Below are 24,335 nucleotides of genomic sequence, written 5' to 3' on the forward strand. Positions count from 1 at the left end.
CCCCCGGATCAGGCCTGGGGCTTGTCTTCGCCGGCTTCCGGGGCTTCGGCTTCGGCAGCCTCGCCAAGGCCCTCCCCGGCGCCCTCGGCATCTTCCTCGTCCTGCTGGTTCTCGAACTCGGACACCAGCGCGGCCAGGTATTCCTCGGCAGTCTTGCCTTCGTCGGCGGCCAGGTCGTCGATCATCTGCTGCAGCGCGGCCGAGTATTCCAGTTCGACCTTGCGGCCTTCCTTCTCCTGGACGTTGGCCAGGTGCTTGAGCATGGCCAGCATCGGCACCGGGTTGTCGGCATTGCCCATGGTCTGGCCGCCGATGGCCAGCAGCCACTCGCTGCCCTGCAGGCCGATGGCGGCCACGACCACGCCTTCCTCGTTCTTCAGCACGGCGTGGTTCTGGACCGGCTGGGCGCCACCGAGGCGGGCGAACGGACGACGCGGCTGCTGCTTCTTGCGCTTGTCGCGCTTGGCCTTGGACTGCTTGGACATGGGGCGTATGCCTGTAATGCGGAAAGGCCGCCCATTGTAGGCGGCCTTGGTCGTGGCGTCGCTTCCGCCGCCCCGGTCAGGGGCTGGCGGGCGTGGCGGCTGGCTCTTCCACGGGCGGGTCGGGCATGGCCAGGTCGGCATCGCGCTGCAGCGGGGACAGCGCCAGCGACTGGTCGCTGTCGGCCAGGGCGTCGGCCTCGGCCTGCCGGGACATCACCACGATGCTGATGCGGCGGTTGATCGGGTTCTGCGGATTGGCCTTGTCGAACAGCACCGAGGACGACAGCCCGACCACGCGGGTCACCTTGTCCTCGGCCATGCCGCCGCTGACCAGGGTGCGGCGCGCGGCGTTGGCACGGTCGGCACTGAGCTCCCAGTTGCTGTAGCCGGTGCGCATGCGGTACGCGGTGGTGTCGGTGTGGCCGGTGATCGAGATCCGGTTCGGCACGTGGTTGATGTACTCCGACAGCTCCAGCAGGATCTCGCGGGTGTACGGCATCAGCGCGGCGCTGCCGAGGTCGAACATCGGCCGGTTCTGCTTGTCCACGATCTGGATGCGCAGGCCCTCGGGGGTGATGTCCAGCAGCAGCTGGTCCTTGAACGGTTCCAGCGCCTGGCTCCGGCTGATCGCCTCGCGCAGTTCCTGCATCAGCTCCTCGAGCCGGCGCTTGTCGCGCAGGTGGTCTTCCTGCTCGCGCGGCACGTTTCGCTGCTGGTTCTGGAACGGGTCATCGCCCTGCCCGCGCGAGATGTCGGTGGCGCCGCCGAGGCGGATCATCGACGTGCTGGCGCCACCGGGGCCGTTCTGGGCCGGCGCCGGGACCGAACTCTTGCCCTTGAGCGTGCTCGGGTTGCGGAAGTACTCGGAGATCGCCGCGCGCTCCGGCGCGGTGGTCACCGCCATCAGCCACAGCACCAGGAAGAAGGCCATCATCGCGGTCACGAAGTCGGCGTAGGCCACCTTCCACGAGCCGCCATGGTGCGCAGCGTGGCCGGCCTTCTTGACCCGGCGCACGATGACGGTGGGTTTGTTCTCGCTCATCGGCCTGGCCTTACTTGATCGTCTTCAGGTGCTGCTCGAAGTCGAGGAAGCTCGGGCGCAGGGTGGAGGGCACGGTCTTGCGGGCGAATTCCAGCGCGATCTTCGGGTTGTAGCCACGCAGGCAGGCCAACAGGGCGGTCTTGACCGACTCGTAGATCCGCGCGTCCTGCTCGGCGCGGGCCTCGATCGCCGCGGCCAGCGGGCCGACGAAGCCATAGCCCAGCAGGATGCCGAGGAAGGTGCCGACCAGCGCACCGGCCACGTGCGCGCCAACCTCGGCGATGTCACCGCCGATCGAGGCCATGGTGATGACGATGCCCAGCACCGCGGCGACGATGCCGAAGCCGGGCAGGCCGTCGGCGACCTTGTTCAGCACGCCGGCGGTGGCGGTGGCTTCCATGTGGTGCTTTTCCAGCTCCAGCTCGAGCAGCGGCTCGAGCTCGTGCGGCTCGATGTTGCTGCCGATCATCAGGCGCAGGCAGTCGGTGATGAAGTCGACCAGGTGGTGGTCGGCCTGGACCTTGGGATAGTTGGCGAAGATCGCGCTCTCGGCCGGGTTCTCGACGTGGTCTTCCAGCGCCATGAAGCCCTCGCGGCGGGCCTTGTTCAGCAGCTCGTAGAGCAGGCTGAGCACATCCAGGTAATCCTGCTTCTTGTAACGCGGGCCCTTGAACACACCGACGGTGTCGGCCCAGGTCTGCTTGACCAGCCGCACCGGGGTGCCGACCAGGAAGGCACCGAGGGCCGCGCCGCCGATGATCACCAGCTCATACGGCTGCCACAGTGCGGACAGCTTGCCGTGGGCGCCGACATAACCACCGAGCACGCTGAGGATGACGACTAGGAAACCAATGAAGATGAGCATGGCGGCGACGCGGGAAGGGGTTATCCCGATTTCGGCGCCGCCGGGGTTTTCTTGAGCCGCGGGCCGCGGAGGCCCGGCGGGCTGGGTTCAGGTGGCAGGTTCCGCTTCGGCGCCGCCGCGCCCCAGTGGGTCGGGGAAGGTCTGGCCCAGCCCGGTGAACGACAGCGAGACCGAATTCAGGCAGTGGCGCTCGCCGGTCGGCGGCGGGCCGTCAGGGAACACGTGGCCCAGGTGGCTGCCGCAGCGGGCGCAGACCTCCTCGGTGCGGATCATGCCGTGGCTGAGGTCGCGCACGTAGCCGATGTGGTCGGGGTGGTAGGGCGCGAAGAAGCTCGGCCAGCCGGTGCCCGAGTCGAACTTGGCGCTGGAGCGGAACAGCGGCAGCCCGCACAGCCGGCAGCAGTAGACGCCGTCGCGCTTGTTGTCCAGGAACACCCCGCAGAACGGGGCCTCGGTGCCGTGCTGCAGCAGCACCCGGCGTTCATCGGCGTTGAGGCCGGCCACCAGGGCATCGCGTTGTTCGCTCGAGGGCGGGGTGAGGTCGAAGGCGGTCATCAGGCGTCCTGGTGGGCGCGCGGCATGCGCGATTCCCTGCAGATGAGGGCTGGCGGCGTCCGCATCAACCCGTCTTCCGCCGGGCATTCATCGCGATGACAGTGGCCGGCGCGCAAGCTGGTGACCTGTCCGCAGTGGAGCAAACGCCATGACATCGAGCTTCCGCAGGAGCATTGCCCTGGCCGGGGGCCTGCTGCTGGCCACGCCGGCGCTGGCGCAGGCCCCGTTCAAACCAGCGTCGCCGACCGCGACCCGGCCGGCTCCGGCCACGCCGGCACCGGCGACCCCGGCCAGTCCCCAGCAGCAACAGATCCGGCAGAAGCTGGCGACCCATCCGATCAAGAGCACCGGCCCTTCGCAGCCGGCCGTGCCGGAGGTGCCGAAGGCGCCGCCGCGGGTCTATGGCCGCAATGGCCAACTGCTGCACGGGATGAAAGAGGCCGGCCCCAACCGGGTGCTGGATACGCGGACCGGCCGCTACTACGACGCGGTGCCCAGTGGCGACGGCGTGCGCATCAAGCCCTGACCGGAACGGCGAGCGGCGATCCGCTCAATCGGCGATCGGCAGGAACAGGGTCTCCTTGACCTCTTCCATGACGATGTAGCTCTTGGATTCGCGCACGTGCGGCAGAGTCAGCAGGGTGCTGCCGAGCAGCTTGCGGTAGGAGGCCATCTCGCTGATCCGCGCCTTGATCAGGTAGTCGAAGTCGCCGGACACCAGATGGCACTCCAGCACGTTGGGCAGCTTGAGCGCGGCGCGGCGGAACTCCTCGAAGATGTCGCCGGACTTGTAGGCCAGCGAGATCTCCACGAACACCAGCAGGTTGGCCTTGAGGTGCTGCGGGTCCAGCCGTGCGTAGTAGCCGGTGATCACGCCGTCGCGCTCCAGCCGGCGCACGCGCTCGGTGCACGGGGTGGTGGACAGGCCCACGCGCTCGCCCAGTTCGGTGAAGGAAATACGCCCTTCGGACTGCAGGATGCGCAGGATCTTGCGGTCGATCTTGTCCAGGTCGCGGGGGCGGGTGCTCATCGGGCTCTGTCGTCCGGGATGTTTTCGGGAAATTCTCTGGCCATCTTCCGAAAAAAGGGGGAAAACCACCAGAACAGGCTTTTTATACTGCGCCCTTTATTGTCCCTGCGCGCTTTCAGGCAGGGAATGATCCGGTCTGGAGAAGAAGATGCGAGTTCTGGTGCTTGGAGGCGGGGTCATCGGCACGACCAGTGCCTGGTACCTGCGGCAGGCGGGTTTCGAGGTGACGGTGATTGACCGCCAGCAGGCCCCGGGCCTGGAAACGAGCTATGCCAATGCGGGCCAGCTGTCGTTTGGCTACACCTCGCCGTGGGCGGCGCCCGGCGTACCGCTGAAGGCGATGAAGTGGCTGTTCGAGGAACACGCGCCGCTGGCGATCCGCCCGACCGCCGACTGGGCCCAGTACCGCTGGCTGTGGCAGATGCTGCGCAACTGCACCGCCGAGCGCTACGCGATCAACAAGGCGCGCATGGTGCGCATGTCCGACTACAGCCGTGACTGCATCAACGCGCTGCGCGCCGAGACCGGCATCGACTACGAAGGTCGCCAGCTGGGCACCACCCAGCTGTTCCGCACCCAGCAGCAGCTCGATGCCGCCGCCCAGGACATCGAGGTCCTGCGCCAGTACGGCGTGCCCTACGAGGTGCTGGACCGCGCCGGCATCATCGCCGCCGAGCCGGCGCTGGCCGGCGTGGCCGACAGGCTGGTCGGCGCGCTGCGCCTGCCCGAGGACCAGACCGGCGACTGCCAGTTGTTCACCCGCAAGCTGGCGGCACTGGCTGCCGCGGCCGGGGTGGAGTTCCGCCAGGGCCAGAACATCCAGGCCCTGCGCGGCGAGGGCGACCGCATCACCGGGGTGATGGTCAACGGCGAGCTGGAAACCGCCGACCACTACGTGGCCGCGCTCGGCAGCTATACCCCGATGCTGGTCGCGCCGCTGGGCATGCGCCTGCCGGTGTACCCGCTCAAGGGCTATTCGCTGACCCTGCCGATCACCAACGCGGACATGGCGCCGAACTCGACCATCCTCGACGAGAGCTACAAGGTGGCGGTGACCCGCTTCGACAACCGCATCCGCGTCGGCGGCATGGCCGAGGTGGCAGGCTTCGACCTGTCGCTGTCGCCGAAACGCCGCGCCACGCTGGAGAAGGTGGTGACCGACCTGTACCCGCAGGGCGGTGACCTGTCGCGCGCCGAGTTCTGGACCGGCCTGCGCCCGGCCACCCCGGACGGCACCCCGGTGATTGGCGCCACGCCGTACCGCAACCTGTTCCTCAACACCGGCCACGGCACCCTGGGCTGGACCATGGCCTGCGGCTCGGGCCGTTACCTGGCCGACCTGATGAGCGCCCGCCGCCCGCAGATCAGCACCGAGGGCCTGGACATCTTCCGTTATTCGCGTGGCGTGGCCGCGGCAAGCCAGGAGCAGCAGGCGTGCGCCCAGCCCGTGCATTGATCGACCTGGACGCGCTGCGCCACAACTACCGACTGGCCCGTGAGCTGGGCGGCGGCAAGGCGCTGGCCGTGGTCAAGGCCGACGCCTATGGCCACGGCGCGGTGGCCTGCGCGCGCGCGCTGGAGCCCGAGGCCGACGGCTTTGCCGTGGCCTGCATCGAGGAGGCGCTGGAACTGCGCCAGGCCGGCATCCAGGCACCGATCCTGCTGCTGGAAGGCTTCTTCGACGCGGCCGAGCTGCCGCTGATCGTCGAGCACCGGCTGTGGTGCGCGATCGCCTCGCCATGGCAGGTCGAGGCGGTGGCGGATTTGGCCACCGACGCGGTGCTGCAGCTGTGGCTGAAGCTGGACAGCGGCATGCACCGACTGGGCCTGTCGCCGGAGGATTTCCGCGCCGCCCATGCGCGCCTGTCGGCGCTCCCGCACGTCGGCCCGCTGGTGATGATGAGCCATCTGGCCCGGGCCGATGAGCTGGAACATCCGCGCACCAACGAACAGGCGGCGCTGTTCGCCCGCACTGTCGAGGGGTTGGCCGGCGAGACCAGCCTGTGCAACTCGCCGGCGCTGCTGGGCTGGCCGCAGGTGCGCAGCGACTGGGTGCGCCCGGGCCTGATGCTGTATGGCGCCAACCCGTTCCCCGACCACCACGAGCTGGCCCAGCGCCTGCGCCCGGTGATGACATTGGAATCGAAGGTGATCGCGGTGCGCGAGATCGAGCCCGGCGAACCGCTGGGCTATGGCGCGCGTTTCGTCGCCCAGCGCCGCACCCGCGTGGGCGTGGTGGCGATGGGCTATGCCGACGGCTATCCGCAGTTCGCGCCCAATGGCACCCCGGTGATGATCGACGGCGTGCGCGGCAGCCTGATCGGCCGCGTGTCGATGGACATGCTCACCGTGGACCTGACCGACCACCCGCAGGCCGGTCTCGGCAGCGTGGTGCAGCTGTGGGGCAACGAGCCAACCATCGCCGAGCTGGCTCCGCGCTGCGGCACCAGCGCCTACCGCCTGCCCTGCGGGCTCAAGCGTGTGCCGCGCAGCTACCTCAACCCCTGAAACGACACGGGGACCGCTGGCGGTCCCCGTTTCCGTTGGAGCTGCCGCGGCTCAGAGCCCGGCGGTCGCGCGCTCGGCGCGCAGTTCGCGCCGCAGCCACTCATCGATCAGGCGCTTTTCGTAACGCAGCGGATCCTGGTCGGTATACAGGCCCCGGCCGTGCAGGTAGGCGCTGTCCACCAGCTTGCGCTCGCCCTGTTCGAGCACCTGACCCTGCGCATCGGTCAGGGTGAACTGCAGGGAGATGCGCGGCGGGTACAGGTCGCGCATGAAACGCACGTCGCGGAACTGTGGACTCTGCCAGGGCTCGAAATCACCGGCGCGCTTGATGTCGGTGATGGTGACGTCCAGCCGCTGGCCCCGGGCCAGCTCACGGTCGGCGCGCTCGCGCAGGTGGGTGGCCAGCTGCTCGACCCAGTTGCCGCGGCGGGCCTCCCAGCGGTTGTTGCTGTGGCGCAGCTCGGTGAACTGCGCCGGGTCGGTCCACTGCACCTGCACCGCGCCCTCGGCCGGCAGCGCACGCGGCGCATCCGGGTCGGTCACGTTGCGGGGTTTGGCGGTGACGGCGCCGCTGGCCAGCAGGCCAGCCAGCGCGATTGCGATCGTGGTGCGGGTCCAGGTCTTCATCTCTGCCTCCGGCTGCCGGGTGACCCCTGCAGTGTGGTCCTGCCGCCGTTCCGGCTCAACCTCCCGGGCGCCCTGTCCACCGCCGGTTCGGGCAGTGTTCACGGCCGATGTGAAGAAAAATGCGCTTGACGTGGCCTCGCTGGCGTTTTCAAGATGTTGGAGGCCGTTCAGGCCTGACGTCTGGTTTCCATCATGTCCAATGCCGCACTCGACGCCGGCCCCGCGCAGCCGTTCCCCCTGTTCGGGCCGTCGGTCGACTTGCTGCGTTACCGCGAGGTGTTCGAGCGCCTGGGCACCGGCTTCTGCGTAATCCAGATGATGTTCGAGGGGGATCAGGCGGTGGACTACCGTTTCATCGAGGTCAATGACGCCTTCGAACACGCCACCGGCCTGCAGGATGTCTGCGGCCACACCATCCGCTCGCTCGGCGTCGAGCTGGAGCAGGAATGGCTGGTCAACTACGGCAAGGTGGCGCGCGACGGCACCACGATGCGCTTCGAACGCGAGGCGCGCGGCGTTGGTCGCTGGTATTCGGTGGAGGCCGTGCGTATCGGCGACCCGGCGCAACACCTGGTTGGCGTGCTGTTCTTCGACATCACCGGCCGCAAGCAGATGGAGCTGCAGCTGGCCGAAAGCGAAATGCGCTTCAGCGCGCTGGCCGATGGCCTGCCGATGCCGGTCTGGGTGCTGGATCCGACCGGCCACGTCCGCTTCGTCAACAGTGCCTTCAGCGATTTCTTCGGGATCGACGAGAAGGTCAGCGGCGACCAGTGGTGGGAAGGCCTGCTGCATCCGGAAGACCTGTCGGCCTTCGTCTTCGAGCTGGAGACCGCACTGCAGGAAGAGCGCAACCTGCACGTGCTGGTGCGCGCGCGCCGCCATGACGGGCAGTGGCGCTGGCTGGAGATGAACGCGGTGCCGCGGCATGGCGCCGATGGCCATTTCATCGGCCTGGCCGGCAACAGCCCGGACGTGACCGAGCGCCGCGAGATCGAGCTGGCCCGCGAGGAACTGCTGCAGTCAGAGCGCGTGGCCCGCAACGTGGCCGAGAGCACCGCGCGCTTGAAGGACGAGTTCCTGGCCACGCTGTCGCACGAGTTGCGCACGCCGCTGACCACCATCCTCGGCTGGGCCGAGCTGCTGATGCAGCGCGTGGAGCCTGGCAATCCGCTGCGCAAGGGCCTGGAGGTCATTGCCAGCAGCGCCATGGCGCAGAAGCGCCTGATCTCGGACATGCTCGACCTGAGCAGCATGCTGCTGGGCAAGGTGCAGCTGGAGGTCGAGGCGCTGGACCTGCGCGACCTGGTTGCCGAAGCCGTACGTGCGCAGGAGCCAAGCGCCGGCGAGAAGCAGCAGGTCATGGCCCTGCAATGCCCCGGCACGCCGTGCCTGGTGCTGGGTGATTTCACCCGCCTGCAACAAGTGTTCTGGAACCTGCTGTCCAACGCGGTGAAATTCACTCCGGAACAGGGCCGGATCGAGGTCGAGCTGGTGCAGGAGCGCGACCATTACGTGGTCTACATCCGCGATACCGGCGATGGCATCCCGCAGGATTTCCTCGAACACCTTTTCACCCGCTTCCGTCAGGCCGATGGCACCACCACCCGCCGCCACGGCGGCTTGGGCCTGGGCCTGGCGATCGTGCGCCAGCTGGTCGAACTGCACGGCGGTGTGGTCAGTGCCCGGAGCAAGGGCAGGGGCCAGGGCTCCACGTTCACCGTGTACCTGCCGGTACACCAGCCGACGACGACCGGGGGGCGCCCGCGCCGCCAGGTGATTCGCGGGCCGATCGTGCTCGAGCAGGTAGTGGCGCCCGACGCGCTGCAGGGCGTGCGCGTGCTGGCGGTCGAGGACCAGCCAGACGTGCTCGAGTACCTGTGCCGGATCCTGGAGCAGCAGGGAGCCGAGGTGACCGGCGTGAGCTCGGCCGGCGAGGCGCTGGAGCTGCTGGACGACGAGGGGCGGCTGCGCTTCGACGTGCTGCTGACCGACATCGGCATGCCAGGCATGGATGGTTACGGCCTGGTGCGCACGCTGCGCGAGAACCTGGGCGTGGACGCGGCGGTGTTGCCCGCGGTTGCGGTCACCGCGCTCGCCCGCTCGGACGACCGGCGCATGGCTTTGAGCGTCGGCTTCCAGGAACACGTGCCCAAGCCCTACAGCGTGGCGCAGCTGGTCTCCGCCATCCGTGGCGTGACTCCGGCCCGCTGAGCCGGCTGGGCGTCACCCGGCGGTCATTCGTCCACCGTCACCGGGCGCGCGTCGAAGCGACGTGCGTAGTCGCGTTCGGCGGCAATCCGCTCGATCTCGGCGCTGTCCATGTCCGGAGCCGCATAGACCGCATAGACCACGCTGCCATCCTCGCGCTCGCCGCGCTGGTGCAGGCGGTAGCGCGATTGCCCGCCGCCGGTGTCCTCGGGGTAGTGCGCCGGCGGGCGCGGGTTTTCCAGGTCCAGCTCGCTGTTGTCGACGACGCCGCCAATGAACAGTGCTCGCATCAGCCTTCTCCTGCACGGTGGAGCCCCGAGGGTGGCCCCGTGGGTGTTGCCGATGGATCAAGGCGGCGTTGCCGCGGCGGCAAATCCGCTGGGTGCGCGCAGCGCGGCAGCTAGAATGTGCGCCCTGTCCTGAAAGCGAACCGGCGATGGCTGCCCTGCACGATGCTCCCCTGGAAACCCTGTTCCTGCCGCTGGCCGGCGGGAAGCTGCGCTGGCCCGACGGCCCGGTGCTGTTCCTGAGGGCGCGTGACGGCTGGCCGCTGCGCGAGACCGCCGGCGGCCGCGCCCTGGTCTGTGAACAGAGTTTCCGCCCGTTCGCCGAGGCGCTGCAGCGCAGTGGCTGGACCGTGCGCAGCGAGGAGGAGGTCGGGAACGACGCGACCCGCTATGCCCTGGTGCTGGTGCTGCCGCCGCGCCAGCGCGAGGAGGCGCGCGCGCTGTTTGCCCGTGCCGTGGCGCTGGCCGCGCCCGGTGGCGTGGTGCTGGCCTGCCAGTCCAACAACGAGGGCGCCCGCTCCGGCGAGAGCGACCTGCAGCAGCTGGCCGGGCTCGGCGGCAAGATGACCAAGAACCACTGCCGCGCCTACTGGACCGCGCCGCTGGACGGCGGCCACGACGAAGGGCTGAGCAAGCGCTGGGCCGCGCTCGATGCGCCGCGCCCGATCCTGGACGGCCGCTTCCACAGTCGCCCAGGCGTGTTCGCCTGGGACCGCATCGACCCGGCCTCCGCGCTGCTGGTCGAGCAGCTGCCGGCCGACCTGGCCGGACACGGTGCCGACCTGGGTGCCGGCTACGGCTACCTGTCGGCCGAGGTGCTGGCGCGTTGCCCGAAGGTGACCGCGCTGGACCTGTACGAGGCCGAGGACCGCGCGCTGGCGCTGGCCCGGCGCAACCTGCAGGCCACCGGCAGCGCCGCCACGCTGCGTTACCACTGGCATGACGTCACTGCCGGCATCGAGGGCCGTTACGACTTCGTGGTCAGCAACCCGCCGTTCCACACGCCCTCGCGCGCCGACCGCCCGGACATCGGCCAGCGCTTCATCGCCGTGGCCGCGCAGGCGCTGCGCCCGGGCGGCCGCCTGTTCATGGTCGCCAACCGCCACCTGCCGTACGAGCAGATCCTCAACGACAGTTTCGGCGAGGTGCGCGTGGCCGCCGAGCGGGATGGCTTCAAGGTCATCGTCGGCACCCGTGGCCGTGGCGGAGTGCGCGCATGAAGCTGGTCAAGCACATCGCCAACCTCGGCTACGGCAGCCGCAAGCAGGTGCAGATGATGTTCCGCGAGGGCCGCATCACCGATGCCGACGGCGAGGTGCTGTACGCCGATGACAAGGTCGAGCCCCAGGTCATCCGCATCGACGGCGAGCCGCTGGACCCGCCGCCGGGCCTGACCCTGATGCTGCACAAGCCGGCCGGCTTCACCTGTTCGACCAAGGACGTGGGCCGGCTGATCTACGACCTGTTGCCGCCGCGTTTCCGCGACCGCTCGCCGGTGCTGTCCTCCGTGGGCCGGCTGGACCGCGATACCAGCGGCCTGCTGCTGCTCACCGACGACGGCGCGCTGCTGCACCGGATCGTTTCGCCGAAGTCGGCGCTGGACAAGGTCTACGAGGCCGAGCTGGCGCAGGACCTGCGCGGCGACGAGGCGGCGACCTTCGCGTCCGGCACGCTGATGCTGGAGTCGGAGGACAAGCCGTTGCTGCCGGCCGAACTCGAAGTGCTGGGACCGCGTCGCGCGCGGCTGGTGCTGCACGAGGGCCGCTACCACCAGGTGCGGCGCATGTTCGCTGCCGTCGGCAACCACGTGCAGGCGCTGCACCGCAGCCGCATCGGCGGGCTGGAACTGGGCGCTCTGGAGCCGGGTCAGTGGCGGATGCTCGATGCCGGCGACCTGGAGCGCCTGTTCGGCCAGCGCGGATGACGCCGGCCCTGCCGTTCCGCCCGCGCGCGGTGGTGTTCGACATGGACGGGCTGATGCTCGACAGCGAGCGCACCATCCTCGGATGCCTGGACCGCGCCGCCCGCGAGCACGGCTGCCAGATCGAATTCGATTTCTGGGTGGCGATGGTCGGGCAGGGCGATGCGGCCTGCCGGCGGCTGCTGGCCGGGCGCGTCGGTGACACCGCGGCCGACACCATCCTGCAGCGCTGCCACATGCTCTACGACGAGGAAGTGGCCCGCGGCATTGCCCATCGCCCCGGCATCGTCGAGCTGCTGCGGTGGCTGGGCGAAGCCGGGCTGCCGCGGGCGGTGGCAACCTCGACCCGGCGCCCGCTGGCGCTGCGCAAGCTCGAGGCCTCCGGCCTGCTGCAGCATTTCGACGTGGTCTGCACCAGCAGCGATGTCGCCGCGCCCAAGCCGGCGCCGGATGTCTACCTGCTGGCCGCACGCAAGCTGGGCGTGGCCCCGGAGGACTGCGTGGTGCTGGAGGATTCGCCTACCGGCGTGCGCGCCGCGCTGGCCGCCGGCATGACCCCGATCCAGGTGCCGGACATGCTGTTGCCCGATGAGCAGGTGCGCGCGCTGGGCCACCGCATCATCGGCTCGCTGGCCGAGGTGCGGCCGCTGCTGGAGCCCTCGCTGCGCGGGCCATGACGGCCCGCCAGCGGATCAGGCGTACTGCATCCTGCGGCTCATGCCGCCGTCGACGATGAAGTCCTGCCCGGTGACGAAGCCCGACAGCGCCGGTGCCAGCAGGTAGACCGCCAGTTGCGCGATGTCGGCCGGCACGCCGACGCGCCCGGCCGGGTGCTGTTCGTGGTCGCGGCGCGAAAGTTTCGGCCGCCGCCGCCGCGATGGCGCCTGCCAGTCCTCGGTGGTGATCCAGCCCGGGCTGATGCTGTTGACCCGTACCTGCGGGCCCTCGCTCAGCGCCAGTGCGTGGGTGAAGGCGACCAGGCCGCCCTTGGCCGCCGCATAGGCCTCGCTGTGCGGCTCGGACTGCCAGGCGCGGGTGGAGGCGATGTTGATGATGGCGCCGCCGCCCTCGGCCCTGGCCAGCGCCGGCAGCGCATGCTTGCTGCACAGGAAGGCGCCATGCAGGCTCGACAGCCGCGCCTGCCAGGTTGCCCAGTCCAGTTCGGCCAGCGGCGGCACGTGCGGATCGGCCAGCCCGGCGTTGTTGACCAGCCCGTCGATGCGGCCGAAACGGCGCAGCGCCTCGGCCGCGAAGGCCCTGGCGCTGCGCTCGCTGGCCACGTCCAGGCGGCGGAACGCCGCGCGTCCGGGCAACTGCCACTCGTCCAGGCAGGCGCGGCCGGCCTCGGCGTCCAGATCGCCGATCAGCACCTTGCCGCCGGCGCCGAGCACGGCCTGGGCGATGCCGCGGCCGATGCCCTGCGCACCGCCGGTGACCAGCACCACGCGGTCGCGCAGCGGTTCGGTGGGCCAGGAGGCCAGGGGCGGGGCAAGGCTCATGCGGAGTACTCGGATCGGGTGCAGTGATCATCGCGCGCCGCCGTGCAGCGCGCGTGCAGGCTCACTCGCCGCTCAGCAGCTTCCCGTAGCCGTCGCGGCCGATCCGCTCCAGCGTCTGGATGTTGCGCTCCACGATCACGTCCGGGTCCGGGAACGCGGCCACCGCGCGCTCCACGCTGTCCTCGCGCAGCAGGTGCAGGGTCGGATACGGCGCACGGTTGGTGCAGTTGGCCGCATCATCCGGCGCGGTGCCGGCGAACTGGTAGTCCGGATGGAAGCTGGCCACCTGCAGGATGCCCTGCAGGTCCAGCGCCTCGACCGCGGCGTCGGCGTTTTCCAGGAAGTCGTTGTAGTCCAGGAAGTCCTGCAGCACGTCCGGATGCACGATCAGCGTGGTGTCGACCTGCTCGGCCGGGGTGTCGCGCAGCAGCACCAGTTCCTCGGCCAGCTGCTCGAGCAGCGCCTCGGGTGTGCTGGCGTCGCTGAGCACGAAGCGCACCTGGTCCTTGACGTAGACCGCCTTGGCGAACGGGCACAGGTTCAGGCCGATCACCGCGCGCTCGACCCAGCGCCGGGTCTCGGCGATAGGGTCGGCACTGGTTTCGGTAGGGGCGAGGGCGTCAGTCACGGAAGTTTTCAAACTGCAGCGGCTGTTCGAACTCGGTCTTCTTCAGCAGCGCGATCACTTCCTGCAGGTCGTCGCGCTTCTTGCCGTTGACGCGCAGCTTGTCGCCGTTGATCTGGGTGTCGACCTTGATCTTGGATTCCTTGATCCTGGCTGCGATCTGCTTGGCCAGCTTCTGCTCGATGCCCTGCTTGACCGTCACCTGCTGGCGCGCACCGCCCAGGTTGGTCTCGATCTCGCCGAACTCCATGCAGCGGAAGTCGATCTGCCGCGCGCCCAGGCGCTGCTTGAGGATGTCGCCCATCTGCTTGATCTGGAAATCGGACGGGGCGGCGAGCTTGATCAGCTTGTCGCCGTCCTGCTCGAACTTCGCATCCACGCCCTTGAAGTCGAAGCGGGTGGACAGTTCGCGGTTGGCCTGGTCGATGGCGTTGGTCAGCTCGTGCTTGTCGACTTCGGAAACAACGTCGAAGGAGGGCATGGGCAGGCTCGTGTGGGGAATTGGCCGCCCATTCTAGGCCAGCGCCGGCGGCGACGCCGAAGCGGCGAGGGCGGATTCGGGCGCAGGCACGCGCGCAGGCGAGGAGGTCATTTACCGGGCAGGGCCACCGGGAGGCAGGAGCACCATCGGCCCGGGCGCGCGGCCATCCGGTACCTCCAGCACGTGCCGCGGGCAGCGAGTGCGCGGACAATGGGCCCATGCAACCGGCCCGCTCCAACGTGGCCGCCGCGGCGTGGATGCTGGCGGCGGTGGCGATCTTCTCCTGCATGGACACGGCGATGAAGCTGCTGTCCGCCCATTACCCGACGCTGCAGGTCACCACCCTGCGTGGCGCCGCCTCGCTGCCGTTCGTGCTGGGCTGGGTGCTGGCCAGTGCCGGGCCGCGCTCGATCCTGCCGCGGCGCTGGGGCCTGCATCTGCTGCGCGGCGTGCTCGGCGTGGTGATGATCGGCTGCTTCGTGTTCGCGCTGCGCACGCTGCCGCTGTCCACCGCCTACACCATCTACTTCGTCTCGCCGCTGCTGGTGGCCGCGCTGTCGGTGCCGCTGCTGGGCGAGTACGTCGGCCCGCGGCGCTGGGCGGCAATTGCGGTCGGCCTGCTCGGGGTGATCGTGGTGCTGCGCCCGGGCGGCGACGGGCTGGTTTCGCTGCCCGGGCTGATGGTGCTGGTGGCGGCCACCGCCTACGCCGTCGCCGCGGTCACGGTCAGCCTGCTGACCCGCACCGACAGCCCGCAGTCGATGGTGGTCTGGTTCCTGCTGATCATGGCCCTCGGGGCCGGTGCAATGGCCGCGCCGCAGTGGCAGGCCATCGACTGGAAGGCGCATGGCTGGCTGATCGGCGGGCTCGGCCTGAGTGGTGCGTTGGGCCAGGTGGCGCTGACCGCCGCGTTCCAGCGCGGCCAGGCCTCGGTGATCGCGCCGCTGGAATACACCGGCCTGCTGTGGGTGATTGGCTGGGACTGGGCGCTGTGGCAGGTGCTGCCGGACCGCTGGACCTGGGCCGGCGCGGCAATCATCGTCGCCAGCGGGCTCTACCTGCTGCACCGCGAACGGGTAGGGCGCCGCCGGCGCCCCGGCACGGTCGACCATCCCTGATTGACGCTCCGCCGGATCCGTGTTCTTAGAACCAAAGGGAATATGATTCGGGCCATTGGCATGGGCGCGCCATGGCCGCCGCTGCTAGGCTTCACGACCCCCCTCCCGCATGCCCCGGTTCCCCGCGCAGTGATTGAGTTCCAGCGTCTGCACAAGTCCTACGCCGTCGGCGGTCGCGCGGTCACCGCGCTGCACCCGCTCGACCTGAAGATCGAGGCCGGCGAGGTGTTCGGCATCATCGGCCACTCCGGTGCCGGCAAGTCGACCCTGATCCGGCTGATCAACCGCCTGGAAGAACCCACGGGCGGCCGCCTGCTGATCGAAGGCGAGGACGTGACCGCGCTGGACGCTGACGGCCTGCGCACGCTGCGCCGGCGCATCGGCATGATCTTCCAGCACTTCAACCTCCTGTCGGCGCGCACCGTGGCCGGCAATGTCGCCTTCCCGCTGGAACTGGCCGGCACCCCGCGTGCGCAGATCGATGCCCGCGTGGCCGAGCTGCTGGAGACCGTTGGCCTGTCCGGGCATGCCGACAAGTACCCGGCGCAGCTGTCCGGCGGGCAGAAGCAGCGCGTCGGCATTGCCCGCGCGCTGGCGACCAAGCCGAAGATCCTGCTGTGCGACGAGGCCACCAGCGCCCTCGACCCGCAGACCACCGCCTCGGTGCTGGCCCTGCTGGGCCGGATCAACCGCGAGCTGGGCCTGACCATCGTGCTGATCACCCACGAGATGGACGTGATCCGCCGCGTCTGCGACCGCGTTGCAGTGCTCGACGCCGGCCAGCTGGTGGAAAGCGGCGAGGTGACGCGGGTGTTCCTGCATCCGCAGCACCCGACCACGCGCCGTTTCGTGACCGAGTCCGAGCATGTCGACGAGGGCGTGCTGCACCGTGACTACGATGCGGTGGCCGGGCGCATCGTGCGCCTGACCTTCCTCGGCGCCGATACCTACGAACCCCTGCTGGGCCGCATCGCCCGCGACACCGGGGTGGACTACAACATCCTGTCCGGGCGCATCGACCGGATCAAGGAGACGCCCTATGGCCAGCTGACCGTGTCGCTGGTCGGCGGCGACCTGGAGGCGGCGCAGGCGGCCTTCGTCGCGGCCGGGGTGCACGTGGAGGAGCTGCGTCGATGATCGCCACCGCCAACGGTTTCTTTCGCCACCTCGATGCCGGCAAGTGGGCCGACATCGGCCAGGCCACGATCGACACCCTGCTGATGCTGGCCGGCTCGCTGCCACTGACCATGGCCATCGGCCTGCCGCTGGGCGTGCTGCTGTTCCTGACCGGCTCGCCGCAGCTGTACCGCCGGCCGGCGATCTACGGCGCGCTGGCGCTGGTGGTGAACCTGCTGCGTTCGGTGCCCTTCATCATCCTGATGATCGTGCTGATCCCGGTCACGCTGGCAATGATGGGGACCTCGCTGGGCGTGCGCGGCGCGATCCTGCCGCTGGTCGTCGGCGCCGCGCCGTTCTACGCGCGCCTGGTCGAGACTGCGCTGCGCGAGGTCGACCGCGGCGTGATCGAGGCCAGCCAGGCGATGGGCGCCACCACCGCGCAGCTGGTGTTCAAGGTGCTGCTGCCCGAGGCTCGCCCGGGCCTGATCGCCGGTGCCACCGTCACCACCATCGCCCTGATCGGCTTCACCGCGATGGGTGGCGCGATCGGCTCCGGTGGCCTGGGCGACCTGGCCTTCCGCGACGGCTACCAGCGCTCGCACACCGACGTGGCCCTGGTCACCGTGGTGCTGCTGCTGGTGCTGGTGCAACTGCTGCAGATGCTCGGCGACCGCCTGGTTGCGCACTACACGCGCAAATAAGCCCCGTCTCACCCCGCCGCTGCTACGGTAGCGGCGGTCCCGGATCCCGCCCCCACAGGATTTTTGCGCATGAACAAGCTCCTCGCCGTCCCCTTGCTCGCCGTACTGGCGCTGGCCGCCTGCGGCAAGCCGGCCGCTGATGATTCCAGGCTGGTGGTCGCCGCCACCGCGGTCCCGCACGCCGAGATCCTGCAGGTGGTCAAGCCGCTGCTGGAGAAGGAGGGCGTGAGCCTGGACGTGCGCGTGTTCAACGACTACGTGCAGCCCAACGACCAGCTCGTGCAGAAGCAGGTCGACGTCAACTACTTCCAGACCGAGCCCTACCTGGACGCCTACAACCGCGACCGAAAGACCGACCTGGTCACCGTCACCGGCGTGCACATCGAGCCGTTCGGCGCCTACTCGCGCCGGGTGAAGTCGCTGGACGAGCTGCCGCAGGGCGCCGACGTGGTCATTCCCAACGACCCGAGCAACAACAGTCGCGCGCTGATCCTGCTGCACACCGCCGGGGTGATCGAGCTGAAGGATCCGACCAACGCGCTGTCCACCCAGCGCGACATCACCGCCAACCCCAAGGGCCTGAAGTTCCGCGAGCTGGATTCGGCGATGCTGCCGCGCGTGCTTGACCAGGTCGACCTGGCGCTGATCAACACCAACTACGCGCTCGATGCCGGTCTCAAGCCGACCGAGGATGCGCTGGCGATCGAGAGCAGTGATTCGCCGTACGTGAACTTCCTGGTCAGCCGCACCGACAACAGGGACGACCCGCGCGTGCAGAAGCTGGCCCGTGCGCTGACCAGCCCGGAAGTGAAGGGCTTCATCGAGAAGCAGTACCAGGGCGCGGTGCTGCCGGCGTTCTGAGCTGGGTGGTGACTCCTCGCAACCGGGCCTGACGGAGAGCCTGCCGATGCCGCTGCTGCTGGCCGTGCCACTGGCCATCCTCGTTTTCGTGGTGCTGATGCTCGCGCTGCTGCCGCTGTCACTGTGGCAGCGCTTCCGTGGCGGCAGCGTGCGCCGCCAGGCCTGGCCGTGGTGGGTGGCGCTGAATGCGTGGAGCACGCTGGCCTCGTCGGTGCTGTTCGCAGTGTTCGTGGCCATCGCCAGCCTGTGGTGGCCGGGCGTGTGGTGGCACGCCTGCGTCGGCCTCGCGATCGGCCTGGCGCTGTCGGGGCTGGGAATGGCGCTCACCCGCTTCGAGGCCACCCCGGGCCCGCTGTACTACACGCCCAGCCCGTGGCTGGCACTGGGGCTGACCGCTCTGGTGCTGGCGCGGATCATCGCCGGCATGGTGCAGGGCTGGCGCAGCACTGTCGGTGGCCAGCCCTGGCCGGTGGACGGCTGGCTCGGCCATGGCAGCCTGCTCGGCGCGGCGGCCCTGCTGCTGGGTTACGCACTGGGCTATGCGTGGTTGCTGCGGCGCCGGCTGCGCCACCACCAGCGGTACCGCGGCTACGACCGCTCGCCGCGCTGAAGACAGCAAAAAAAAACGGGCCCGCGAGGGCCCGTTTTGTATTCCGTTACAGCGGCGCTTAGAAGCGCGCGCCGATACCAAACCCGACCACCCACGGATCCAGCTTCAGTTCCTGGCCGGTGCCGGCGCCGGCAACGCGCACTTCCGGACGCGAATGCAGGTAGCGGGCGTCGGCGCGGGCGAACCAGGTCGAGTTGATGTTCATGTCCACGCCGACGGTACCGATCGCACCCTTGGCGGTCTCCAGGCCCACATGGTCACCGCCACCCAGGGCGCTGATGCTCTCGTTGCTGAAGTTGGACTCGTAGTAACCCAGGCCCAGGAACGGGCGGAAGGTGTTGTCGGCCTGGCCGAAGTGGTACTGGCCGCTCAGGGCGATGGGCTGCTGGTCGACGGTGCCGACCTTGCCCACGCCATCGGCGCGCACACGGTGGTTGAACTTGTCGGCAGCGCCCCACAGTTCGACCGCGAAGTTGTCATTGATGTAATAGCTGGCGCTCAACGTCGGTGCCGGGTCACCATCGACCTCCAGGCCATCGGCCGGGTTGCCCTTGGGATCCAGCAGCGCGGCGCCGCCGACGACGGCAAAGCGCTTGCCCGACGCGGTATCGGAATCCTGCGCGAACGCAGCCGGCGAAAGGGCCAGCGCGGCAAAAGTGGCAAGGGTCAGAGTCTTGATCGACCGCATGGTGTTCTCCTCTTGTAGTTTTCTTGTGTGCCTCGGGAGGGGCGCGATCAACTCTATCGATGTGGACATGAACAAAATCCGACGGAAAGCTGCGGGAAAACAGGCTTGTTCAGCATCAATCCCGCGCAGCCCGCGCCATTGCTGGGAGTGCGCCCGGAAGTGGTTCACGATGTTGCAAGCGCGGTGATGACGAACACCCTGCTGCAGTGCCTGCCCGCGCAGGTCAACGACCGTTGCCGCGTGCTTGTACTGGGCTCGATGCCCGGCGGCGCTTCGTTGCATGAGCAGCGCTACTACGCGCATCCGCGCAACCGCTTCTGGCCGTTGATGGGGCGGCTGTGCGGATTCGATCCGGCGCTGGACTATCCCCGGCGGCTGCTTGCGGTCCAGAGCTGCGGTATCGGCGTGTGGGATGTGATCGGGCGTTGCCAGCGCTGCGGCAGCCTTGATGCCAGCATCGTGCGCGGCAGCGAGCAGCCCAATGACCTGCCCAGGCTCATCGCGGCGCTGCCGCAGCTTCGGGTGATCGCCTGCAATGGCGCCGCGGCTGCAAAGGCGTTCGAGCGCTGGATCCGTCCAGTCCTGCCGCAGGATACCTGCACGGTGCTCGCACTGCCTTCGACCAGCCCGGCCAATGCCGCCTTCGACCTGGAACGCCTGTGGCAGTCATGGCAGCAGTTGCAGCCGTGGCTGCAGGCGCGCGGAGAGCCATCGACCCTGGAGCCGCAGGACAACGGCGGACAGTGCGGAGACATTGCGTGAACCGGTCTTCATCCGCATGGGGACAAAGACAGGTACCCCGGCAAGGATGTCCTGGGACATACGTATTCGAATGGAACCGCGGCGGTTGGCGGCAACGTCCCGGACCGCCACAATAGGGGTTTCCTCACCGTTGCTGGAGTTACCCCATGGCCGAAATCAAGGAAGCACTTGTCCCCGATATCGGTGACTACAGCGATATCCCGGTGATCGAAGTGCTTGTCGCCGTGGGCGATACGGTCAAGAAGGACCAGGGTCTGGTGACGCTGGAGTCGGACAAGGCGACGATGGAGGTACCGTCTGCCCATGCCGGCGTGGTCAAGGAACTGAAGGTCAAGGTCGGCGACAACCTGTCCGAGGGCAAGGTGGTGGCGCTGATCGAGGTGGCCGAGGGCGAAGCCGAGCCGGCCGCGCCGGCGGCCAAGGCCGCCGCTCCGGCGCCTGCGTCGAAGGTCGAGACCGCCGAAACCGCCGCCGTGGTCGAGCCGGTCGCCGTGGCCGCCGAGCCGGACAAGCTCGCCCAGCGTGAAATCGCGCAGTCGGCGACCCCCACTTCCACGAGCACGCCCAGTACCCCGCCGGTGCAGTTCAACGCCGACGCGGTGCTGCCGGCCAAGGTGCCGTACGCCACTCCGGCGGTGCGCGTGTTCGCACGCGAACTGGGCGTGGACCTGTCGCAGGTCACCGGCTCGGAGAAGGGCGGCCGCATCACCAAGTCCGACGTGCAGAAATTCGTGAAGGGTGCGCTGGCCGGTGGTATCCCGGCTGCCGGTGGCACCGTTGCCGGCGGCGGCGGGCTCAATCTGCTGGCGTGGCCCAAGGTGGACTTCAGCAAGTTCGGCGAGGTCGAGACCCAGCCGCTGTCGCGCATCAAGAAGATTTCCGGTGCCAACCTCGCCCGCAACTGGGCGATGATCCCGCACGTCACCCAGTTCGACCAGGCTGACATCACCGAGCTTGAAGCGCTGCGCGTGGCGCTGAACAAGGAGAACGAGAAGGCCGGCATCAAGCTGACCATGCTCGCCTTCCTGATCAAGGCCAGCGCCGCGGCACTGAAGAAATTCCCCGAGTTCAATTCCTCGCTCGATGCCAGCGGCGAGAACCTCACGCTCAAGAAGTACTTCCACATCGGTTTTGCCGCCGACACGCCCAACGGACTGGTGGTCCCGGTGATCCGCGACGTCGACAGGAAGGGCGTGGTGCAGATCGCCCAGGAAACCGGCGAGCTGGCGAAGAAGGCGCGCGACGGCAAGCTCGGCCCGGCCGACATGAGCGGCGGCTGCTTCTCGATCAGCTCGCTGGGCGGCATTGGCGGCACCGCGTTCACCCCGATCGTCAATGCGCCTGAAGTGGCGATCCTCGGCGTGTCCAAGTCGTCGATGCAGCCGGTGTGGAACGGCAAGGATTTCGCCCCGCGCCTGATGCTGCCGCTGTCGCTGAGCTACGACCACCGCGTCATCGACGGTGCGCTGGCTGCGCGCTTCACCACCTACCTGTCGCAGGTGCTGGCCGACATGCGCCGGGTGCTGCTGTGATGCGGAGTGTCATCGCTGCATTGCTGCTGCTGGTGCCGGCCTCGCAGGCGTTCGCCGCGCGCAGCTGCACCACCGACCTTGGCCAGGGCTGGCCGCCGGCGGTAGGCAACTATGGCGAAGCGGTCGAGCGCCTGTTCGATGGCGACCACGCGCCGATGCTGTCGCTGGTGGTCCTGCCGGCACGTGGCGTGGAAAGCGGCATCTCGCTGGCCCCGGCCGCCAATGGCCAGGACTGGCTGCTGCGCTCGAGCGTGGCCGACAAGCGCGTTCATTCGACCACCAGCGGCGCGAGCAAGTTCGGCGTGCAGCTGCGCGTGGACCAGGAGCCGGAGCAGCTGGAAGTCGGCATGCCGGCAGCGCTGGCGCAGCGCCTGATCCGCACCTGGCAGGCGGCGCTGGATAACGAGGTTCCTGCCGATAGCCGAGCCCCGGTGCTGGACGGTGAAGTGGTGTCCTTCCAGGTCGACGGCAAGCGCTACAGCGGCAGCCGCCCGACCTGTGGCGCCGGCAAGCTGATGCTCGAGCAGATGGCGCTGCTGGCCACCGCGAGCGACACCAAGGAAAAGAAGCGCGACCGTCGTTGGAGCGACCTCGAAGCGTCGCTGGACGAACTGCAGGAACTGCTGACCGGCACTGCCGGCTGAGCCCAGGAGAACACGCATGGCGGTCATTGAAATCAAGGTTCCGGACATCGGCGATTACAGCGATGTGCCGGTCATCGAAGTGCTGGTCGCCGTCGGCGACACGGTGAAGAAGGACCAGGGCCTGGTGACCCTGGAGTCGGACAAGGCCACGCTGGAGGTGCCGTCCTCGGCCGCGGGCGTGGTCAAGGAACTCAAGGTCAAGCTCGGCGACACGCTGTCCCAGGGCAGCGTGGTGCTGCTGCTGGAGACCGAGGGCGCGGGTGATGCGCCGGCGCCCGTCCCGGCGACCGAGACCCCTGCCGACGCCAAGGTTGCCCCGGGCAGCAAGCCACCGGTGACCCCGTCGCACCGCGCGCCGGATCCGGTGGTCGCGGCCAAGGCGATTGCGTCCAGCGGCAGGCCGGCCGACATCGAATGCCAGATGGTGGTGCTCGGCTCCGGCCCCGGCGGCTACACCGCCGCGTTCCGCGCCGCCGACGTCGGCCTGGATACGGTGCTGGTCGAACGCTACGAAAGCCTGGGTGGCGTCTGCCTCAACGTGGGCTGCATCCCGTCCAAGGCGCTGCTGCATGCGGCGGCGATCATCGACGAGGCCGCCCATGCCAGCGACTGCGGCATTGAGTTCGACAAGCCGAAGATCACCCTGGACAAGCTGCGCCAGTACAAGGAAAAGGTTGTCGGCCAGCTGACCAAGGGCCTGGCCGGCATGGCCAGGCAGCGCAAGGTGCGCACCGTGCAGGGCGTCGGCAAATTCGTCTCGGCCAATGAGCTGGAAATCACGTCGGCCGATGGCAGGACCCAGCTGCTGCGCTTCGAGCAGTGCATCATCGCCGCCGGTTCGCAGGCGGTGAAGCTGCCCAACTTCCCCTGGGACGACCCGCGGGTGATGGATTCGACCGACGCGCTGGAGCTGGCCGAAGTGCCGGGTTCGCTGCTGGTCGTGGGCGGCGGCATCATTGGCCTGGAAATGGCCACCGTGTACGGCGCGCTGGGTAGCAAGGTCACCGTGGTCGAGTTCATGGATCAGCTGATGCCGGGCGCCGACAAGGACCTGGTCAAGCCGCTGGCCGACCGACTGAAGAAACAGGGCATCGAGGTCCACCTCAAGACCAAGGCGGCCGGCGTACAGGCTGACAAGAAGGGCATCACCGTGACCTTCGAATCGGCGACCGAGGGCGAGAAGCCGGCGCTGGCGTCGGGTACCTGGGACCGCGTGCTGGTCGCCGTGGGCCGCGCGCCCAACGGCAGGAAGATCGATGCCGAGAAGGCCGGCGTGGCGGTGACCGAGCGTGGCTTCATCCCGGTGGACCGGCAGATGCGCACCAACGTGCCGCATATCTTCGCCATCGGCGACATCGTCGGCAACCCCATGCTGGCCCACAAGGCCACGCACGAGGGCAAGCTGGCTGCCGAAGTGGCCGCCGGCCACAAGAAGGAATGGGTGGCACGGGTGATCCCCTCGGTGGCCTACACCAACCCGGAGATCGCCTGGGTCGGTGTGACCGAGACCGAAGCCAAGGCCAAGGGCCTGAAGGTCGGGGTGGCGAAGTTCCCGTGGGCGGCCAGTGGCCGTGCCATCGGCATCGGTCGCACCGAGGGCTTCACGAAGCTGATCTTCGACGAGGAAACCCATCGCATCATCGGTGGCGCCATCGTCGGCGTGCATGCCGGCGACCTGCTGGCCGAGATCGGCCTGGCGATCGAGATGGGCGCCGAGGCCGAAGATATCGGCCACACCATCCACGCCCATCCCACGTTGTCCGAATCGGTGGCGATGGCTTCGGAGGTCTACGACGGCACCATCACCGACCTGTACATCCCGAAGAAGAAGTAAACAGGAAAGCCCGGCAATGCCGGGCTTTTCTTCATCGGAGGCATGCCTGGGTGCGTGGCTCAGGCATGCAGGTGCCGGCATCCGCCGCAGGGATCCGGTGCAGGTGACTGCTGCAGGACCAGTTGCCCACTGCCGGTCTGCCAGAACTTCTCGTGCAGGTGGAACACCACCGTGTTGCACAGCGGTTCCACCAGCGCCAACGCACCGCCCACGCGCCAGCTGCCGGTCATCAGCCAGCCAAGGCTGAAGGCGACACTGAAGTGCAGGCAGGCAAAGCTGAGGGTCTTGCGCATGGCGGGGAAGCATCGGGTGGAAGGCTTCACTCTGCGCGCC

28 protein-coding genes are annotated in these 24,335 nt (G+C 68.8%); 16 read left to right on the forward strand and 12 right to left on the reverse strand.

Translation table 11 applies throughout. From position 1 onward, the window contains the following. Nucleotides 1-8: 8 nt before the first annotated feature. The 4 genes from LG380_RS14550 to msrB form a co-directional block, all read right to left on the reverse strand. On the reverse strand, nt 9-485 hold the full coding sequence (locus LG380_RS14550) for a hypothetical protein (RefSeq protein ID WP_225766053.1): 477 nt from the start codon (nt 483-485) through the stop codon (nt 9-11). Between the two features lie 76 nt (nt 486-561). After that, a complete protein-coding gene (motB, locus tag LG380_RS14555; protein ID WP_225766055.1) occupies nt 562-1,527 on the reverse strand; it encodes a flagellar motor protein MotB in 966 nt (321 codons plus the stop codon). A gap of 10 nt (nt 1,528-1,537) precedes the next feature. Then, complete coding sequence (gene motA, locus LG380_RS14560) at nt 1,538-2,392, reverse strand: flagellar motor stator protein MotA (protein WP_225766057.1); 855 nt, start codon at nt 2,390-2,392, stop codon at nt 1,538-1,540. An 87-nt stretch (nt 2,393-2,479) separates the two neighbouring features. After that, complete coding sequence (gene msrB, locus LG380_RS14565; RefSeq protein ID WP_225766059.1) at nt 2,480-2,947, reverse strand: peptide-methionine (R)-S-oxide reductase MsrB; 468 nt, start codon at nt 2,945-2,947, stop codon at nt 2,480-2,482. Nucleotides 2,948-3,095: 148 nt separating this feature from the next. On the opposite strand from msrB, the gene LG380_RS14570 reads away from it, so the two are divergent. Beyond that, nucleotides 3,096-3,473 carry a classical arabinogalactan protein 4 gene (locus LG380_RS14570; RefSeq protein WP_225766061.1) on the forward strand — a complete coding sequence of 126 codons (378 nt, stop codon included), beginning with the start codon at nt 3,096-3,098 and terminating at the stop codon, nt 3,471-3,473. A 24-nt stretch (nt 3,474-3,497) separates the two neighbouring features. On the opposite strand, the gene LG380_RS14575 is transcribed toward LG380_RS14570, so the two are convergent. Continuing rightward, nucleotides 3,498-3,977 (reverse strand): winged helix-turn-helix transcriptional regulator, encoded by a 480-nt coding sequence (locus tag LG380_RS14575; RefSeq protein ID WP_225766063.1) that lies wholly within the window; start codon nt 3,975-3,977, stop codon nt 3,498-3,500. A 148-nt stretch (nt 3,978-4,125) separates the two neighbouring features. Between LG380_RS14575 and LG380_RS14580 the strand changes: the two genes are divergently transcribed. Continuing rightward, a complete protein-coding gene (locus LG380_RS14580; RefSeq protein WP_225766065.1) occupies nt 4,126-5,433 on the forward strand; it encodes a D-amino acid dehydrogenase in 1,308 nt (435 codons plus the stop codon). Continuing rightward, nucleotides 5,412-6,485 carry an alanine racemase gene (gene alr, locus LG380_RS14585; protein ID WP_225766067.1) on the forward strand — a complete coding sequence of 358 codons (1,074 nt, stop codon included), beginning with the start codon at nt 5,412-5,414 and terminating at the stop codon, nt 6,483-6,485. The genes LG380_RS14580 and alr overlap by 22 nt, the downstream gene beginning before the upstream one ends. Before the next feature lie 51 nt (nt 6,486-6,536). Here the strand turns inward: alr and LG380_RS14590 are convergent, their stop codons facing one another. Beyond that, a complete protein-coding gene (locus LG380_RS14590) occupies nt 6,537-7,112 on the reverse strand; it encodes a DUF3016 domain-containing protein (RefSeq protein WP_225766068.1) in 576 nt (191 codons plus the stop codon). 192 nt (nt 7,113-7,304) lie between these two features. On the opposite strand from LG380_RS14590, the gene LG380_RS14595 reads away from it, so the two are divergent. Further along, complete coding sequence (locus LG380_RS14595; protein ID WP_225766069.1) at nt 7,305-9,323, forward strand: PAS domain-containing sensor histidine kinase; 2,019 nt, start codon at nt 7,305-7,307, stop codon at nt 9,321-9,323. A gap of 23 nt (nt 9,324-9,346) precedes the next feature. Here the strand turns inward: LG380_RS14595 and LG380_RS14600 are convergent, their stop codons facing one another. After that, nucleotides 9,347-9,610: a hypothetical protein gene (locus tag LG380_RS14600; protein WP_225766070.1), complete on the reverse strand. Its 264-nt coding sequence runs from the start codon at nt 9,608-9,610 to the stop codon at nt 9,347-9,349. Nucleotides 9,611-9,756: 146 nt separating this feature from the next. On the opposite strand from LG380_RS14600, the gene LG380_RS14605 reads away from it, so the two are divergent. From LG380_RS14605 to LG380_RS14615, 3 genes are read left to right on the forward strand one after another with little or no spacing between them, the layout of a single operon-like run. Further along, nucleotides 9,757-10,827 (forward strand): class I SAM-dependent methyltransferase, encoded by a 1,071-nt coding sequence (locus LG380_RS14605; protein WP_225766071.1) that lies wholly within the window; start codon nt 9,757-9,759, stop codon nt 10,825-10,827. Continuing rightward, complete coding sequence (locus LG380_RS14610) at nt 10,824-11,531, forward strand: 16S rRNA pseudouridine(516) synthase (RefSeq protein ID WP_225766072.1); 708 nt, start codon at nt 10,824-10,826, stop codon at nt 11,529-11,531. Before LG380_RS14605 ends, LG380_RS14610 begins: the two co-directional genes overlap by 4 nt. Then, complete coding sequence (locus LG380_RS14615) at nt 11,528-12,205, forward strand: HAD family phosphatase (RefSeq protein WP_225766073.1); 678 nt, start codon at nt 11,528-11,530, stop codon at nt 12,203-12,205. Before LG380_RS14610 ends, LG380_RS14615 begins: the two co-directional genes overlap by 4 nt. Before the next feature lie 15 nt (nt 12,206-12,220). Here LG380_RS14615 and LG380_RS14620 read toward each other — a convergent pair whose 3' ends face one another. The 3 genes from LG380_RS14620 to LG380_RS14630 form a co-directional block, all read right to left on the reverse strand. Next, nucleotides 12,221-13,027: an SDR family oxidoreductase gene (locus tag LG380_RS14620; RefSeq protein ID WP_225766074.1), complete on the reverse strand. Its 807-nt coding sequence runs from the start codon at nt 13,025-13,027 to the stop codon at nt 12,221-12,223. 61 nt (nt 13,028-13,088) lie between these two features. Beyond that, nucleotides 13,089-13,655, reverse strand: coding sequence for a DUF1415 domain-containing protein (locus LG380_RS14625; protein ID WP_225766075.1), 567 nt, complete (start codon nt 13,653-13,655; stop codon nt 13,089-13,091). Continuing rightward, nucleotides 13,648-14,133 carry a YajQ family cyclic di-GMP-binding protein gene (locus LG380_RS14630; protein WP_225766076.1) on the reverse strand — a complete coding sequence of 162 codons (486 nt, stop codon included), beginning with the start codon at nt 14,131-14,133 and terminating at the stop codon, nt 13,648-13,650. Before LG380_RS14630 ends, LG380_RS14625 begins: the two co-directional genes overlap by 8 nt. 218 nt (nt 14,134-14,351) lie before the next feature. On the opposite strand from LG380_RS14630, the gene LG380_RS14635 reads away from it, so the two are divergent. From LG380_RS14635 to LG380_RS14655, 5 genes are all read left to right on the forward strand, one after another. After that, nucleotides 14,352-15,251, forward strand: a complete 900-nt coding sequence (locus LG380_RS14635; RefSeq protein WP_225766077.1) for a DMT family transporter — start codon at nt 14,352-14,354, stop codon at nt 15,249-15,251. A gap of 129 nt (nt 15,252-15,380) precedes the next feature. Continuing rightward, entirely contained in the window at nt 15,381-16,388 is a 1,008-nt protein-coding gene (locus LG380_RS14640; protein ID WP_225766079.1) for a methionine ABC transporter ATP-binding protein, read from the forward strand. Then, nucleotides 16,385-17,071, forward strand: coding sequence for a methionine ABC transporter permease (locus tag LG380_RS14645; RefSeq protein WP_225766081.1), 687 nt, complete (start codon nt 16,385-16,387; stop codon nt 17,069-17,071). Before LG380_RS14640 ends, LG380_RS14645 begins: the two co-directional genes overlap by 4 nt. Before the next feature lie 69 nt (nt 17,072-17,140). After that, nucleotides 17,141-17,932 carry a MetQ/NlpA family ABC transporter substrate-binding protein gene (locus LG380_RS14650; RefSeq protein ID WP_225766083.1) on the forward strand — a complete coding sequence of 264 codons (792 nt, stop codon included), beginning with the start codon at nt 17,141-17,143 and terminating at the stop codon, nt 17,930-17,932. 46 nt (nt 17,933-17,978) lie between these two features. After that, nucleotides 17,979-18,542, forward strand: a complete 564-nt coding sequence (locus LG380_RS14655) for a DUF1453 domain-containing protein (RefSeq protein WP_225766084.1) — start codon at nt 17,979-17,981, stop codon at nt 18,540-18,542. A gap of 58 nt (nt 18,543-18,600) precedes the next feature. Here LG380_RS14655 and LG380_RS14660 read toward each other — a convergent pair whose 3' ends face one another. Next, nucleotides 18,601-19,230 (reverse strand): OmpW family outer membrane protein, encoded by a 630-nt coding sequence (locus tag LG380_RS14660; RefSeq protein WP_225766087.1) that lies wholly within the window; start codon nt 19,228-19,230, stop codon nt 18,601-18,603. Between the two features lie 186 nt (nt 19,231-19,416). Here LG380_RS14660 and LG380_RS14665 point away from each other — a divergent pair, with 186 nt between their 5' ends. The 4 genes from LG380_RS14665 to lpdA all read left to right on the forward strand — a co-directional run bounded on the left by LG380_RS14665 (nt 19,417) and on the right by lpdA (nt 24,002). After that, a complete protein-coding gene (locus LG380_RS14665; RefSeq protein WP_225766089.1) occupies nt 19,417-19,992 on the forward strand; it encodes a DNA-deoxyinosine glycosylase in 576 nt (191 codons plus the stop codon). Between the two features lie 146 nt (nt 19,993-20,138). Further along, nucleotides 20,139-21,524 carry a dihydrolipoyllysine-residue acetyltransferase gene (gene aceF, locus LG380_RS14670; protein WP_225766092.1) on the forward strand — a complete coding sequence of 462 codons (1,386 nt, stop codon included), beginning with the start codon at nt 20,139-20,141 and terminating at the stop codon, nt 21,522-21,524. Then, nucleotides 21,524-22,168, forward strand: a complete 645-nt coding sequence (locus tag LG380_RS14675; protein WP_225766094.1) for a hypothetical protein — start codon at nt 21,524-21,526, stop codon at nt 22,166-22,168. The genes aceF and LG380_RS14675 overlap by 1 nt, the downstream gene beginning before the upstream one ends. Before the next feature lie 16 nt (nt 22,169-22,184). After that, nucleotides 22,185-24,002, forward strand: a complete 1,818-nt coding sequence (lpdA, locus tag LG380_RS14680; RefSeq protein ID WP_225766096.1) for a dihydrolipoyl dehydrogenase — start codon at nt 22,185-22,187, stop codon at nt 24,000-24,002. 59 nt (nt 24,003-24,061) lie between these two features. On the opposite strand, the gene LG380_RS14685 is transcribed toward lpdA, so the two are convergent. Beyond that, on the reverse strand, nt 24,062-24,295 hold the full coding sequence (locus LG380_RS14685) for a DUF2061 domain-containing protein (protein WP_225766099.1): 234 nt from the start codon (nt 24,293-24,295) through the stop codon (nt 24,062-24,064). Between the last annotated feature and the right edge of the window lie 40 nt (nt 24,296-24,335).

This window comes from Stenotrophomonas sp. Marseille-Q4652 (assembly GCF_916618915.1).
GTDB lineage: Bacteria > Pseudomonadota > Gammaproteobacteria > Xanthomonadales > Xanthomonadaceae > Stenotrophomonas.